At 69.3% G+C, this 13766-nt stretch carries 12 protein-coding genes, 1 tRNA gene and 1 pseudogene; 8 read left to right on the top strand and 6 right to left on the bottom strand.

Going from position 1 to position 13766, the window contains the following annotated elements; all coding sequences use genetic code 11:
• Window positions 1–347 precede the first annotated feature (347 nt).
• Entirely contained in the window at window positions 348–968 is a 621-nt protein-coding gene (locus ACIRB7_RS04540; protein ID WP_403592176.1) for a DUF461 domain-containing protein, read from the bottom strand.
• A gap of 707 nt (window positions 969–1675) precedes the next feature.
• Between ACIRB7_RS04540 and ACIRB7_RS04535 the strand changes: the two genes are divergently transcribed.
• The 6 genes from ACIRB7_RS04535 to ACIRB7_RS04510 all read left to right on the top strand — a co-directional run bounded on the left by ACIRB7_RS04535 (window position 1676) and on the right by ACIRB7_RS04510 (window position 8064).
• The gene (locus ACIRB7_RS04535; protein WP_003953493.1) at window positions 1676–2158 is read left to right on the top strand and encodes a CarD family transcriptional regulator; all 483 of its coding nucleotides are present in this window, start codon (window positions 1676–1678) and stop codon (window positions 2156–2158) included.
• Window positions 2159–2490: 332 nt separating this feature from the next.
• Window positions 2491–3240, top strand: a complete 750-nt coding sequence (gene ispD, locus ACIRB7_RS04530) for a 2-C-methyl-D-erythritol 4-phosphate cytidylyltransferase (RefSeq protein ID WP_403592173.1) — start codon at window positions 2491–2493, stop codon at window positions 3238–3240.
• A complete protein-coding gene (ispF, locus tag ACIRB7_RS04525; protein ID WP_403592170.1) occupies window positions 3230–3757 on the top strand; it encodes a 2-C-methyl-D-erythritol 2,4-cyclodiphosphate synthase in 528 nt (175 codons plus the stop codon). Before ispD ends, ispF begins: the two co-directional genes overlap by 11 nt.
• A 64-nt stretch (window positions 3758–3821) precedes the next feature.
• The gene (gene cysS / locus ACIRB7_RS04520; RefSeq protein ID WP_403592167.1) at window positions 3822–5222 is read left to right on the top strand and encodes a cysteine--tRNA ligase; all 1401 of its coding nucleotides are present in this window, start codon (window positions 3822–3824) and stop codon (window positions 5220–5222) included.
• Between the two features lie 100 nt (window positions 5223–5322).
• Entirely contained in the window at window positions 5323–6279 is a 957-nt protein-coding gene (rlmB, locus tag ACIRB7_RS04515) for a 23S rRNA (guanosine(2251)-2'-O)-methyltransferase RlmB (protein WP_403592164.1), read from the top strand.
• A gap of 117 nt (window positions 6280–6396) precedes the next feature.
• A complete protein-coding gene (locus tag ACIRB7_RS04510) occupies window positions 6397–8064 on the top strand; it encodes a DoxX family membrane protein (RefSeq protein WP_403592162.1) in 1668 nt (555 codons plus the stop codon).
• Window positions 8065–8139: 75 nt separating this feature from the next.
• Here the strand turns inward: ACIRB7_RS04510 and ACIRB7_RS04505 are convergent, their stop codons facing one another.
• The 3 genes from ACIRB7_RS04505 to ACIRB7_RS04495 form a co-directional block, all read right to left on the bottom strand.
• Complete coding sequence (locus ACIRB7_RS04505; RefSeq protein ID WP_403592159.1) at window positions 8140–8859, bottom strand: NDP-sugar synthase; 720 nt, start codon at window positions 8857–8859, stop codon at window positions 8140–8142.
• Window positions 8860–8913: 54 nt separating this feature from the next.
• Window positions 8914–9324, bottom strand: coding sequence for a hypothetical protein (locus tag ACIRB7_RS04500; RefSeq protein WP_403592156.1), 411 nt, complete (start codon window positions 9322–9324; stop codon window positions 8914–8916).
• A 254-nt stretch (window positions 9325–9578) separates the two neighbouring features.
• The gene (locus ACIRB7_RS04495) at window positions 9579–10676 is read right to left on the bottom strand and encodes an ABC transporter ATP-binding protein (protein ID WP_403592153.1); all 1098 of its coding nucleotides are present in this window, start codon (window positions 10674–10676) and stop codon (window positions 9579–9581) included.
• A gap of 182 nt (window positions 10677–10858) precedes the next feature.
• Here ACIRB7_RS04495 and ACIRB7_RS04490 point away from each other — a divergent pair.
• Window positions 10859–10935: transfer RNA gene (locus ACIRB7_RS04490), tRNA-Thr, on the top strand.
• 156 nt (window positions 10936–11091) lie between these two features.
• On the opposite strand, the gene ACIRB7_RS04485 is transcribed toward ACIRB7_RS04490, so the two are convergent.
• Both ACIRB7_RS04485 and ACIRB7_RS04480 read right to left on the bottom strand, forming a co-directional pair.
• Window positions 11092–11640, bottom strand: coding sequence for an SMI1/KNR4 family protein (locus ACIRB7_RS04485; RefSeq protein ID WP_403592150.1), 549 nt, complete (start codon window positions 11638–11640; stop codon window positions 11092–11094).
• Window positions 11641–11803: 163 nt separating this feature from the next.
• Window positions 11804–12322 (bottom strand): annotated as a pseudogene (locus ACIRB7_RS04480) (tyrosine-type recombinase/integrase); the annotation flags it as partial.
• A 385-nt stretch (window positions 12323–12707) separates the two neighbouring features.
• On the opposite strand from ACIRB7_RS04480, the gene ACIRB7_RS04475 reads away from it, so the two are divergent.
• On the top strand, window positions 12708–13481 hold the full coding sequence (locus ACIRB7_RS04475; protein ID WP_403592147.1) for a hypothetical protein: 774 nt from the start codon (window positions 12708–12710) through the stop codon (window positions 13479–13481).
• The last annotated feature ends 285 nt before the right edge of the window (window positions 13482–13766 follow it).

The raw sequence follows: 13766 nt of genomic DNA, 5'->3' as shown, positions 1-13766 counted from the left end.
CCGCGCTACCTGGTGACGGTCCGAGGCCTGGGCTACAAGTTCGAGCCGTAAACCGACCTGGGCCGAGGCGGCCGGGCGGAGTCCGGCACAGCGTCCTGAAGCCCGTGAGGCCCTCCGGGGCCGAGCGGTGCGAGGGGCGCACGCGGGAGGAGCTCGAACCGGACCCGGGCGCCCCGCGCTACCTGGTGACGGTCCGAGGCCTGGGCTACAAGTTCGAGCCGTAAACCGACCTGGGCCGAGGCGGCCGGGCGGAGTCCGGCACAGCGTCCCGAAGAAACCCTCGGCGTGTGTACGCGTGAAGGGGCGCCCCCGGCCGGGGGCGCCCCTTCACGCGTGTCTGCCCGGCGTCAGTGGCCGGCCGAGCCCGTGGCCTCGCCGCCGTGCTCGGCGCCGTGCTCCGCCTCGCCCGAGGGCGTCGCGGAGGCGCTGGGCTTGGTGCCCGGCGGGGCCGGGACGATGGACGGGCCGAAGTCCTTGAAGTAGCTCGACGCCGGGACGACGAAGGCGCTCAGGCCGACGTCGCCGGTCCGGCTCAGCTTGAAGACGACCTTCTGGGCGTCGCCCTTGCGGGTGGCCTCCGAGCCGTTCTCGATGGTGGCGGTGGCGTTGCCCGCGCCGCCGATCACGACCGAGCCCCTGGCCGGGATGCTGATCGGGCCGGTGCCCGTGGCCGGCTTCAGCGTCACGGTGGCGTTGCTGCCCGGGAGGCTGATGGCGTCGAGGGTCTGCGGCTTGTCCCCGTTGTTGAAGACGGTGGCCGAGACGACGGCCGGACCCTTGACCCCGGCCTCGGGCTGGGTGATCACGAGCGCGTTCTGGATCTTGACGTCGTCCACCGTGACGGCGGCGTTGTCGGGCCGGACACCGAGCGTCTGCGCGTCGTTGCCCGCCCCGCAGGCGGACAGCGCGGCGATGGAGAACACGAGGGCGGTGGCGGCGAGGGCGCCGCGTCGAAGGCTGCGGCTCACGGCGGCGGCTTCTCCTAGGACGTGAGGACGTGTGGACGGGCTGGGGAACCAGGGCCGACTAAAGGTGCGTCAGCGCGCTCAGGTTACCGAGCCGCACTCTCCGTCCCGCACCCGACCCGCCCCTAACCGGCCGCGGCCCTCTCCGGTACGCCTCCGCCGGGGCCGACCCGCCCTGACCCGCCCGCCCCGACCCGCCCCGGTCACCCCGACCCGCCCCGACCCACGCCGCCCCCCGCCCCGCCCCGACCCCGTCTTCCGTCGGAAGTCGGCCGGTGTGGCCGGATCGCGATCCATTGACCTGTTGTTCACATAACCGCCTTGATCAATTCGAGGACCGCCCCGCATTCCCCTGAGCCGTGCCTCCGGAAAATCCCCGACCCGCGTCGACTGATCAATTACGGAATCACCCCGCGATGCATCCGTACGGGTGAACGATCCTCGAACGGAGTAGGCGGAGAGACACGTTCCGAACCCGACAAATCGGGGCATCGCCCCTCCTCGGCGGTGCTCCGAGTAGGTGTAACGTGCGCGTTTCTCTCCGTCCGCGCAGCCGCTCCGACCTGCGAATACCGCCTTCCGGAAGCCCTCCGCAGCACGTTCGTGTTGCAGTTGTCAAGCCCCGAGATATGCCCTGACCTGCGAAAACGCCATTCAGAAGCGGCCGTTTCCGTGTTACCCTGGATAGCCACGGAAGGGGTACCTGTCACATGACGTTCAAGGTTGGCGACACCGTGGTCTATCCCCATCACGGGGCCGCGCTGATCGAGGCCATCGAAACTCGCCAGATCAAAGGCGTGGACAAGACCTACTTGGTGCTCAAGGTCGCGCAGGGCGACCTGACTGTTCGCGTGCCGGCGGACAATGCGGAGTTCGTCGGAGTCCGCGACGTGGTCGGTCAGGACGGGCTGGACCGGGTCTTCGAGGTGCTGCGCGCGCCGTACGCCGAAGAGCCGACGAACTGGTCCCGTCGTTACAAGGCAAATCTTGAGAAGCTCGCCTCCGGCGATGTCATCAAGGTCGCCGAAGTAGTCCGCGACCTGTGGCGGCGCGAGCGCGAGCGGGGTCTCTCCGCAGGTGAGAAGCGCATGCTCGCCAAGGCCCGGCAGATCCTGGTCAGCGAGCTGGCGCTCGCTGAGAACACGAACGAGGACAAGGCCGAGGCTCTCCTCGACGAGGTCCTCGCGTCCTGAGCGTGCTCTGACGACATCCGAGCGCGCTACCAAGTGAAGCAATGCCGTGGTGCCCGTTGGCGTGCTGTGATCCACACAGCGCTGCCGCCGGGCGCTGCGGCATGTTCGCGTACGCATGCGGACGTACGCGCGGCGAGCCCGCACACGGTCACGACGTCACGTGTGCCCACCGCCGAGAAGGAACCCGCACCCCCTGTAACGTCCGAACCCCTGTGCTCGGGCGGCACGCCTCGACCGTCGTCACGGAAAGGGCCCGGTCAAGGCGGAACGTCCGGCACGGTGGAGGCCATACCCATGTCGGCCGCGGAAACAAACCTGCCGGAGTGCAACCGATGTCAGACGAAGCGCGTCCTCCTCGTACCGCCGTGGTGATCCCGGCGGCCGGCCGGGGCGTACGCCTCGGGCCGGGCGCCCCCAAGGCGCTGCGCACGCTGAGCGGCACCCCCATGCTCATCCACGCCGTCCGCGCGATGGCCGCCTCCCGCGCGGTCTCGCTCGTCGTCGTGGTCGCACCCCCCGATGGCGCCACCGAGGTCAAGAACCTCCTCGACGCCCACGCCCTCCCCGAGCGCACCGACTACCTCGTCGTGCCCGGCGGCGAGACCCGCCAGGAGTCGGTACGCCTCGGGCTCGACGCGCTCCCCGAGGGCATCACCACCGTCCTCGTCCACGACGCGGCCCGCCCGCTCGTCCCCGTCGACACCGTGGACGCCGTGATCGGGGCCGTACGGGACGGGGCCGTCGCCGTCGTCCCCGCGCTCCCCGTCGCCGACACCGTCAAGGAGGTCGAACCGGCCGAGAAGCCGGGCGACCCCGAGCAGGTCGTCGCCACCCCCGTCCGGGCCCGGCTCCGCGCCGTCCAGACCCCGCAGGGCTTCGACCACGACACCCTCGTCAACGCCCACGCCACCATCGCCCTCACCGGCGAGGGCGCCACCGACGACGCCGGCATGGTCGAGAAGCTCGGCGCGCCCGTCGTCGTCGTGCCCGGCCACGAAGAGGCCTTCAAGGTGACCCGCCCCCTCGACCTCGTGCTCGCCGAGGCCGTACTCGCCCGCAGGAGGGCCAACGATGGCTTCTGAGAACCCGCTCATCCCCCGCACCGGCATCGGCACCGACGTCCACGCCTTCGAGAAGGGCCGCGAGCTCTGGTGCGCGGGCCTCCTCTGGGAGGCCACCGACAGCGACGGCTACGGCCTCGCCGGGCACTCCGACGGTGACGTCGCCGCCCACGCCGCCTGCGACGCGCTCTTCTCCGCCGCCGGCGTCGGCGACCTCGGCGCCCACTTCGGCACCTCACGCCCCGAGTACTCCGGCGCCTCCGGCGTCACCCTCCTCGCCGAGGCCGCCCGGATCGTCCGCGCCGAGGGGTACGAGATCGGCAACATCGCCGTCCAGGTCATCGGCGTCCGCCCCAAGATCGGCAAGCGGCGCGACGAGGCGCAGAAGGCGCTGAGCGAGGCGGCCGGCGCACCGGTCTCCGTCTCCGGCACCACCACGGACGGGCTCGGGCTCACGGGTCGCGCCGAGGGCCTCGCGGCGCTCGCCACGGCCCTCGTCTACCCCGTACGGCAACCGGATCCGTACCGCGACCGTTGAAAAACGTCATCGGAGACGGGCAACAGGTATCGGGGCACTACCACACGCCCACTACCCTGGAGTGGTGACTATTCGCCTGTACGACACCAGCGCCCGGCAGATCCGTGACTTCACCCCGCTCATGCCGGGCTGCGTCTCGATCTACCTCTGTGGCGCCACCGTCCAGGCGGCCCCGCACATCGGGCACATCCGGTCGGGGCTGAACTTCGACATCATGCGCCGCTGGTTCGCGTACCGCGGCTACGACGTCACGTTCATCCGCAACGTCACCGACATCGACGACAAGATCATCACCAAGGGCGCGGACCAGGGCCGCCCCTGGTGGTCCATCGGCTACGAGAACGAGCGCGCGTTCAACTCCGGTTACGACGCGCTCGGTTGCCTCCCGCCGACGTACGAGCCCCGCGCCACCGGGCACGTCCCCGAGATGATCGAGATGATGCGCGGGCTCATCGAGCGCGGCCACGCCTACGAGGCGGACGGCAGCGTCTACTTCGACGTGCGCTCCTTCCCGGGCTACCTGGAGCTGTCCAACCAGGACATCGACGACCTGCGCCAGCCGTCCGAGGACGGCATCACGGGCAAGCGCGACCCGCGCGACTTCGCGATGTGGAAGGCGACCAAGCCGGGCGAGCCCGACTGGGAGACCCCGTGGGGCCGCGGCCGGCCCGGCTGGCACCTGGAGTGCTCGGCCATGGCCCACAAGTACCTCGGCTCCGCCTTCGACATCCACGGCGGCGGCCTCGACCTGATCTTCCCGCACCACGAGAACGAGATCGCCCAGGCCAAGGCCTTCGGCGACGACTTCGCCTCGTACTGGGTGCACAACGCCTGGGTCACCATGGCCGGCGAGAAGATGTCGAAGTCGCTCGGCAACAGCGTGCTGGTGTCCGAGATGGTGCGGAACTGGCGGCCCATCGTCCTGCGCTACTACCTGGGCACCCCGCACTACCGGTCGATGATCGAGTACAGCGAGGAGTCCCTGCGCGAGGCCGAGTCGGCGTTCGCCCGTATCGAGGGCTTCGTCCAGCGCGCCACCGAGAAGGCCGGGGCGGCCGTCGCCCCCGCCGCCGAGGTGCCGCCGGCCTTCGCCGAGGCCATGGACGACGACCTGGGCGTGCCGCACGCGCTCGCGATCATCCACACCACCGTCCGCCAGGGCAACAGCGCCCTCGCAGCGGACGACAAGGACGAGGCCATCGCCCGCCTCGCCGAGGTCCGCGCCATGCTCGGCGTCCTCGGCCTGGACCCGCTCGACCCGCACTGGGCCGAGGAGACCGGCGGCGGCGAAGAGCTCCACGGCGTCGTCGACACCCTCGTACGGCTCGTGCTCCAGCAGCGCGAGTCGGCCCGTGAGCGCAAGGACTGGGCGACCGCGGACGCGATCCGCGACCAGCTCACCCAGTCCGGCCTCGCCATCGAGGACAGCCCCGACGGCCCCCGCTGGACGCTGGGCAACCGTTAGAAGACGTGCCGCTCGGGACCCCGGGCGGCACACTTCACTTACAGACCTTGTACGGAGGCCGAGTACGCCGACGTACGCAACACCCAGGATGAGAGTAGTCATGGCCGGGAACAGCCAGCGCAGGAACCGTCGCACGTCCAACAAGAAGGGTGCGACGGTCGGCAGCGGTGGCCAGCGGCGCAAGGGCCTGGAAGGCAAGGGCCCGACGCCCAAGGCCGAGAACCGCAAGGGTCACAAGGCGTTCCGCGTCTCCAACGCGATGACCCGGAACGCGGCCAAGCGCAAGCCCGTCGCCCGCCGCGGCGGCAAGGGCCAGTCGGAGATGGTCGTCGGCCGCAACCCGGTCTTCGAGGCCCTGCGCGACGGCGTGCCCGCCTCGACCCTGTACGTGCAGCAGTTCATCGACAACGACGAGCGCGTGCGCGAGGCCCTGAACCTCGCCACCGGCCGCGGCAACATCAACATCATGGAGGCGCCGCGCCCCGAGCTCGACCGGATGACGAACAACCTGAACCACCAGGGTCTCGTCCTCCAGGTCCCGCCGTACGAGTACGCGCACCCCGAGGACCTCGCGGCCACGGCCTACGACCACCAGGAGGAGCCGCTGATCGTGGCCCTCGACGGCATCACCGACCCGCGTAACCTCGGTGCGATCGTCCGGTCCGTCGCCGCCTTCGGCGGGCACGGCGTCGTCGTCCCCGAGCGCCGTGCCGCCGGCATGACCGCCGGTGCCTGGAAGACCTCGGCCGGCACCGCCGCCCGTACCCCGGTCGCCCGCGCCACCAACCTGACCCGCTGCCTGGAGGCGTACCAGAAGGCCGGTCTCGCGGTCGTCGGCCTCGCCGCCGACGGCGACCACGAGGTCCACGAGCTGGAGGCGCTGTCCGGTCCTGTCGTCATCGTCGTCGGCTCCGAGGGCAAGGGCCTGTCCCGTCTCGTCGGCGAGACCTGCGACTTCCTCGTCCGCATCCCGATGCCGGGCGGCGCCGAGTCGCTCAACGCCGGTGTCGCCGCCGGTGTCGTGCTCTACGAGGCGGCCCGCCGCCGAATGGCGTAACACCCGGGAGTGCCACCCCCGCGCACCACCCGGCCCCGGCCGTGGCGTTGATCTTGACGGGTCTCGGACATTTGCGAGCCGTCAAGGCAGTGTCCTAAACCCAGATCACTCGGTTAGATGAGTGTGGACACCAGAACGCCCCGGCCGGGGTTCGACGATCAGCCCGCGTTGAGCATGGTCAAGGTGGATTCCGATCCCGCCCAGGTGATCGTGAACCACGCCAGCTTCCGTGTGCGGCTCGCGCCGGCTCCGCAGCCGAAGTTCGGCGCCGGCGCCCGTACCGCAGCCCTCTCCGGGGCCGCGGCCGGAGCGGGCGGACCGCGCCGTCGTCCCGTCGTATGGACCGGAAAGTCCTCACCGGGCGCGACCGGCCTCCTCCAGGCCGTCCGCGAGTCCTCGGTCTCCACCCTGGAGCCGGGCACGGGCCACGGAGGCCGCCCGGGCCGCCCGGGCCACTCCGGTCTCGACGGGGGGGCCACCCAGGCCATCCCGCGCATCGACGACACCATGCCCGTCCCCGTCGTGCCCGCCGACTCGGGGCCGCTGCTGCCGCCGATGCGCCGCGCCGAGGGCGCGTACGACGAGCTGTACGAACTCCGTCCCGGGACCGGCGGACCCGGATCGTACGAGGGTGAGTACGGGAGCGCGTACGGGAACGCGTACGGGAACGCGTACGACGACGAGGAGACGGCGCAGGGCCGGCCCGCGCAGCGCCACGGGCAGGACAGCGTCCGGCACGCCTACTACCCCGGCCGCCGGATGAACCTCGGCGTGGTCCTGCTCCCGCTCCGCGTCTTCCTCGGCTTCATCTCCATCTACGCGGGCATGGGCAAGCTCTGCGACCCCGTCTACTTCGACGGCGGCGAGCGCGGCTCCATGGTGAAGTGGCTCAACTCCCTCCACCCGTGGGCCCTCGCCGAACCCCTCCGTGACTTCGCCCTCCAGCACCCCGTCGGCGCCGGACTCACCGTCGCCTTCCTCCAGGTCGTCGTCGGCGTCCTCACCGTCCTCGGACTCTGGCAGCGCGTCGCCGCCGTCGTCGGCGCCCTGCTCTCCGCCGCGCTCCTCCTGACCGTCAGCTGGAAGACCGTCCCGGTCTACGACTCCGCCGACATCATCTATCTGGCCGCCTGGTCGCCGCTGATCATCGCCGGAGCCCCCGTCTACTCCCTCGACGGCCGTCTCGCCGGAGAGGCCTGGCGGACCCTCGGCCCCCGCGCCGACCTCTGGGACCTGCGCCGCCGCGTCATGCGCCGCAGCATCCTCGTCGCCTCCGTCGTCGTCGGCCTCACCCTTCTCGTCGGCTCCGTCCTCGGCGGCGCCGTCCGTTCCACCGAGATGGTCACCGTCCCCGGCCCCAACGACGACCCGATCAACCACCTCCCCGGCCAGCCCCTCCCCGCCGAGCCGACGCGCAGGGCCCCCTCGAAGACCGTCGCGTCCACCGAGCCCGAGCCCACCGCGACCAGCGAGGCCCCGGCGGAGCGCGAGGAGACGCGGGAGGCGACCCGGCCGGCCGAGACGACCCGCGAGTCCACCAGGACCCAGGAGCGGCGCCCGACCGCCACCCAGGGCAGCGGCAGCACCGGCGGCACCAGCAGCCGTACTCCCACGCAGTCCAGGCCGGAGCCCCCGCCGACCACCAGCGACACGCCGACCACCACCGGCGGCACGACGAGCGGCGGCTCCACGGGCGGCTCGACCGGCGGCTCGACCGGGACCCCGTCCGAGAGCGGCTCGACGACGGGCGGCGCGAGGAACCCGATCGGCGGCCTGCTGGGCTGAGGCCGCGTAGACGTAGACAGAAGGGAAGGGCGGCACCGCTTCGGCGCGGTGCCGCCCTTCTTGTCGCGTCGTGTCTCAGCCCCTCTGGGCGGCGAGCTCCTTCGCGGCCTCGGTGAGGTCCTTGGCGGTGTCGATGGCCCTCCAGTAGGCGCCCTGGGGGAGCGGGAAGCCCGCCAGGCGCCGCTCCCGCGCGAGCCGGGGGAACGTGGTGCGCTCGTGGTCGCCCAGGTCCGGGAGGAGCTCCGTGAAGGCGGCGGAGAAGACGTACACGCCGGCGTTGATGAGGAACGGCGACGGCGGCGACTCGATGAAGTCGGTGATGTGCCCGAAGGTGTCGGTCTCGACGGCGCCCCACGGGATCCGGGGGCGGGCCAGGGCGAGCGTGGCGAGGGCGTCGCGCTCCGCGTGGAAGGCGGCCATCTCGCGCAGCGAGAAACGGGTCCAGATGTCGCCGTTGGTGGCGTACCAGGGCTGGTCCGGCGCGGGCAGGTGCGCGGCGGCGTACTTGAGGCCGCCGCCGCGGCCCAGGGGCTCGGTCTCGACGACCGTGGTCACCTTGAGGGGCAGTTCGGCGCTCTCCAGCCACTCCTGGAGCACCTCGGCGAGATGGCCGCAGGAGACGACCGCGTCGGTCACGCCCTCGGCGGCGAGCCAGGAAAGCTGATGGCCGATGATCGGGGTCCCGGTGCCCGGGATCTCGACCATCGGCTTGGGGCGGTCATCGGTGTACGGGCGGAGCCGTGAGCCCTGGCCGCCCGCCAGGACCACGGCCTGCGTCGGAGAGGTGGTGTGCATACGGGGAACGATAGGCGCCCCGTACGACCGACTGCCGGACGTGCGACGGCGGCCTCAGCCCGCGCGCATCACGCCGGTGGCGTACGAGGTGTCGCAGACCGGGCGGGAGAAGGACTGGGCGCGGGACGGGCCGTACTGCTCGACGGCGGCGCGGCCGAGGGAACGGGCGATGGACATGCAGTGCTTGGCGAGGGAGGGCCGGTTCTCCACCTCGCGCTGGAGGTGGGTGAGGGCCGTGCCGGGGTCCTTCTCCTGGAGTTCCGCGAGGAGCTGGTCGCGCAGGATGTCGTGCGGGGCACGGGACTTGGCACGGACGGAGACCTCGGAGGAGGACGCCGTGAGCTGGGTCTCGGCGTCCTGGCCGGCCCACGGAACGGCGGACACCGCGAGCGTTCCCGAGAGCACCAGGACGATGGGCAGGACGAGGGCGAGAGAGCGGCCGATTCGGCGGGCAGTGTGCGTCACGCAGGCGAGCGTAGCGGGCGGTAGTGATTTGGCGACATTTAGTCACTCTCGCGGGGGATGGTTCGAAGCGGCTTTTCGAATCCCGTGTTGACGCGGGGGGTGAGAGCCGCCCGGGAATGCCGGGATCTGCCGGGGTCTACCGGGATCTGCCGGGGTTTCGCGGGGTAAACCATCACTTAGACCAACGGCCCCGCATCTGCAAGAGACACGGGGCCGGGGAGAGGTCGTCGTAGCCGACCGGGGGCGGGGGCGGATCAGTCGCTGAGGCGCGCGCCCGTGGAGGTCGAGAAGACGTGGAGCTCGGAGGCGCGCGGCACGACGTGCAGCGTGGTGCCCTTGGCGGGGACGTCACGGCCGCCGACGCGGACGACCAGGTCCTTGTCCTCGCCGCCGACGCGGGTGGAGCCGTACACGAAGCCGTCGGAGCCGAGCTCCTCGACGACGTTGACGGTGACGGCGAGGCCGTCCTTGCTCGTGGCACCCGAGACGTCGAAGTGCTCGGGGCGGACGCCGACGGTGACGGTGGTGTCGCCGTTGGCGGACGCGGCGGCGATGGCGTCACGGGTGACCGGGACGACGCTGTTGCCGAACTTCACGCCGCCGTCGACGATCGGGACCTCGATCAGGTTCATGGCGGGGGAGCCGATGAAGCCGGCGACGAAGAGGTTGGCGGGCCGGTCGTACATGTTGCGCGGCGAGTCGACCTGCTGGAGCAGACCGTCCTTGAGGACGGCGACGCGGTCGCCCATGGTGAGGGCCTCGGTCTGGTCGTGGGTGACGTAGACCGTGGTGATGCCCAGACGGCGCTGGAGGCCGGCGATCTGCGTACGGGTCGAGACACGCAGCTTGGCGTCGAGGTTCGACAGCGGCTCGTCCATGAGGAAGACCTGCGGCTCACGCACGATGGCACGACCCATGGCGACACGCTGACGCTGACCGCCGGAGAGCGCCTTCGGCTTGCGGTCGAGGTACTCGGTGAGGTCGAGGATCTTCGCGGCCTCTTCGACCTTGGCGCGGATCTCGGCCTTGTTGACGCCGGCGATCTTGAGCGCGAAGCCCATGTTGTCGGCGACGCTCATGTGCGGGTACAGCGCGTAGTTCTGGAACACCATGGCGATGTCCCGGTCCTTGGGCGGCAGGTGCGTGACGTCGCGGTCACCGATGCGGATGGAGCCGGCGTTGACGTCCTCGAGACCCGCGAGCATGCGCAGGGAGGTCGACTTGCCACAGCCGGAGGGCCCGACGAGGACGAGGAACTCGCCGTCGGCGATCTCGATGTCGAGCTGGTCGACGGAGGGCTTGGTGGCACCGGGGTACACCCGGGTCGCCTTGTCGAAAGTGACGGAAGCCATGGTGATGTGTCCCTTCACCGGCAGGAACGTGCCGGACGATCCGAGTAAAGGAAGGATGGAGGTCTAGTCCACCAGGGTGAACTCCAGGCGACGCTACCTGGCGATCCGGCATCTGTCAGTACTCCGAAGCCAGTGAGATTTCCGACCGCCTCCCGGACGACGTTGGTTACACTGCACTCGCTGCCTCCTTAGCTCAGCTGGCCAGAGCACCGCTCTTGTAAAGCGGGGGTCGTCGGTTCGAACCCGACAGGGGGCTCCAGGTAGGACACGCGAAGACCCCCAACCGATCTTGGTTGGGGGTCTTTGACATCTACGGGTGACATCAACGGTGACGGTCAGGGGCGGTCGGACCTTGGATGCCGTCGTGTGAGAGGCCGCTCCATCGAGCGAACTCAGCGGCCATCCCGCGGTTCGTTCACTCCGCGATCCGGGAGGCGGCCATCTCCCACGGGGTCGGCTCCGCCACGTCTTCGTACTCGTCGGCGTCTTCCCGGTACCACCCTGTCCCGGCGAGCCAGGTTTCGAGCCACTCGGCCAGGCTTCCGGCATCGATGAACCAGGCGGCGGCTCCGTCGTCCGTCATGGCGTTCGGGTCGAAGAGGAGGACCGTGGCGGTCTCGCTGAGGCAGTCCACCGCGGCGTACATGGCGCAGCCCCAGTCGAGGATCGGCAGCACGCCCGCCGGCCAGTACGGTGCCTCGTCCTCGGCTGAGGCGGATCGTTCGGACTGGTACTCGCTCAGCGCCGTACGCCCTGGCCCAACCAGCGGAAGGAGCTGGTAATCGGGGCCGTAGCCACCGTTGGCGACCTCCCGATACAGGCTCGCCAGCAGGGGTGGGAGGGCGAAGCCGAGAACGGCCTCCGCCTCGGCAACCTCCTTGGCAGTGGCGGCGGGAGGCAAGGCCGTAGAAGTGGCCTTGGCCTTCGCAGCTACGCGGGCAACGAGATCTTCGATGGCTATCACGTTCGGGATCCTGTCAGGCACCTACGACAAGAGCGCCGTCCTGTCGGGTCTCGCCTTGCAGGTGCCATCAGACGCACAACGCCCTGATCAGGGGAGAGGCGCCAGGGAAGACGCGAAGACCCCCAACCGATGCTGGTTGAGGGTCTTGGCATGAAGCGTCATATCAACGGTGGCGATCGGGCCGCTTCCGCTTGAGGAGTCGGTCCATGTGGCTGATGGCCTCGCGCTGGGTGTCCTGGACGACGTGGGTGTACACGTCCATGGTCAGGCTGATCTGGCTGTGCCCGAGGATTTCCATCACGACGCGAGGCGCGACCCCGGCCGCGGTGAGGAGCGTCGCGCAGCCGTGCCGGGCGTCGTGGAGCCGGATGAGCCGGAGGCCGGCCGCCTCGCTGACGCGGACGAAGGAGCGGTGGACGTTGCGGGGCTCGACGGGACGACCGGTGCGGGTGGCGAAGACGTAGCCCGTGGCCGACCACTCCGTACCGGCCGCTTTGTACGTCGCCTTCTGACGTATCCGGTGCCAGCGCAGGGGAGCCAGGCACATGGCGGGAAGCGGGATAGCGCGGGAGCGACGTCCCTTGGTCTCGTCGTTGTAGAGCACTCCGCGGCGCCGCTGAACCTGCTGGCGGACCAGGAGGACGCGGTTCTCCAGATCGATGTCGCTCCAGCGAAGCGCCAGTACCGAGCCGAGCGCCAGCACTCAACGCGGTAAGAGTTTCCCTACTTCATCAAGCACCCGGCTGCGCTCCGCTCCGCCGGCGGGATTCCCGGCTCCGCTCGGGGCGCCGCTCCTGCCTTCGGCCCGCTCCGCCCCCGCTGCGCCGACGCCCGCCCCTGCAAGACGGGATAGGCCAAAGGGTATGAGTCCGAGCCCCAACGCCGTCGGTTTCTCAGGTCACCGACATGCCTCCGGCGGGGGCGCTCAGGCTCCGGGATGGGAGTTGGGGGGCGCGCAGGGAGGCTCCGACGGCATGACTCATAGGTGCCCATGGTGAAGGCATCCAGAGCGCAGCAACCTGATCGAAGCCAGGCGAACCCAGCCCTTGGGGGGCCATCATTCTGCCATGGCAACTACACCAAACCAGCTGACCGATCTGCGCAAAGTGTTCTACCAGTGCCGACTGGGACGAGATGACCTCGATCGCCTATTCGCTATGGCTTGCGAAGGAATAGAGACGCCCGACGTCAAGATCTCAACGGTTGCCAGCAGTACGCGGTACTGGGAACAATCCCTGGCTGACCTATTCTCGCTCGTCCAGTCCCATGCACCAGAAACTGATGACGGATGGTCCAACCTCAGCCTCGAAGCAAAAACACCGGGCGGCGAACGGCTCGTTTCTATAGTGATAGACACCGAGCGGACCGAGTTCAACGTCTCCGGTTCCGACGCGGTATGGGCTTACGGTCAATCTGCGCGACTCGAAAACTTCCTCTCAAAAAGAGGCGCCGTTACTCAGTCTCCGAGGTACGAAACCAAGGTATCACTGGTCTTCATCTCGTTCTTCTTGCTCCTAGGTGCATTTGTCTTCTTTGTCGATTCAGGCGAAGATACGGTAGCCGAATGCGTCAGACAGGCTCACAAGGCAAAAGAAAACGCCTTTATCGTAAATTCTATCATTGGCGCCCTGATGGCATTTGGACTTGGTGGCGCAATCATTCAAATACTGAAGAGGAGAGCACTCAGGGCACAATTGAAGGTTAACTCGACAATCCCTTCAGGCGGGTGGTGGTTTCGACTTTCCGCAGGAGAAAGGATCGCCGCCATCGGCATACCCGTTGCAATCCTTGCTGCAATTGGGGCTCTAATGTCTGGCTTCAGCGATGTCCTAGGAAAATAAAATGGGGGCTCCGAAGAGCCCCCATCCCTTGGCTGTTCGACTAACTCCGAGCCCTCAGAATCATCAGGATGATCCCGATGAGCATCAGAGAAATCGGTTCCATTGCGGACTCCCTCAAGTCGTGCCCCTCAGGGCGGTGTATGCAGGGAGCCGGCGCTGTTGCCAAGTAGGGTGATTATGCACCAACTAGCCTTGTCAGTCACAGGCTTCAGGAAGTTGCTGTGCTGATCATGCGGCAAGCTCGGATCAATCAAGGGAGCAGAGGGCCACGGAGACGGGCGGGCA

The organism is Streptomyces sp. NPDC093795 (assembly GCF_044764665.1).
In the GTDB taxonomy this organism is placed as follows: Bacteria; Actinomycetota; Actinomycetes; order Streptomycetales; family Streptomycetaceae; genus Streptomyces.
This window is presented reverse-complemented; position numbering and strand designations above follow the sequence as displayed.

Coding starts and splice junctions, on each gene's coding strand:
- ACIRB7_RS04535 (WP_003953493.1), top strand. CDS start 1,676: ATGACGTTCAAGGTTGGCGACACCGTGGTCTATCCCCATCACGGGGCC.
- ACIRB7_RS04505 (WP_403592159.1), bottom strand. CDS start 8,859: ATGCACACCACCTCTCCGACGCAGGCCGTGGTCCTGGCGGGCGGCCAG.
- ACIRB7_RS04495 (WP_403592153.1), bottom strand. CDS start 10,676: ATGGCTTCCGTCACTTTCGACAAGGCGACCCGGGTGTACCCCGGTGCC.
- ACIRB7_RS04475 (WP_403592147.1), top strand. CDS start 12,708: ATGGCAACTACACCAAACCAGCTGACCGATCTGCGCAAAGTGTTCTAC.
- ispD (WP_403592173.1), top strand. CDS start 2,491: ATGTCAGACGAAGCGCGTCCTCCTCGTACCGCCGTGGTGATCCCGGCG.
- ACIRB7_RS04510 (WP_403592162.1), top strand. CDS start 6,397: ATGAGTGTGGACACCAGAACGCCCCGGCCGGGGTTCGACGATCAGCCC.
- rlmB (WP_403592164.1), top strand. CDS start 5,323: ATGGCCGGGAACAGCCAGCGCAGGAACCGTCGCACGTCCAACAAGAAG.
- ispF (WP_403592170.1), top strand. CDS start 3,230: ATGGCTTCTGAGAACCCGCTCATCCCCCGCACCGGCATCGGCACCGAC.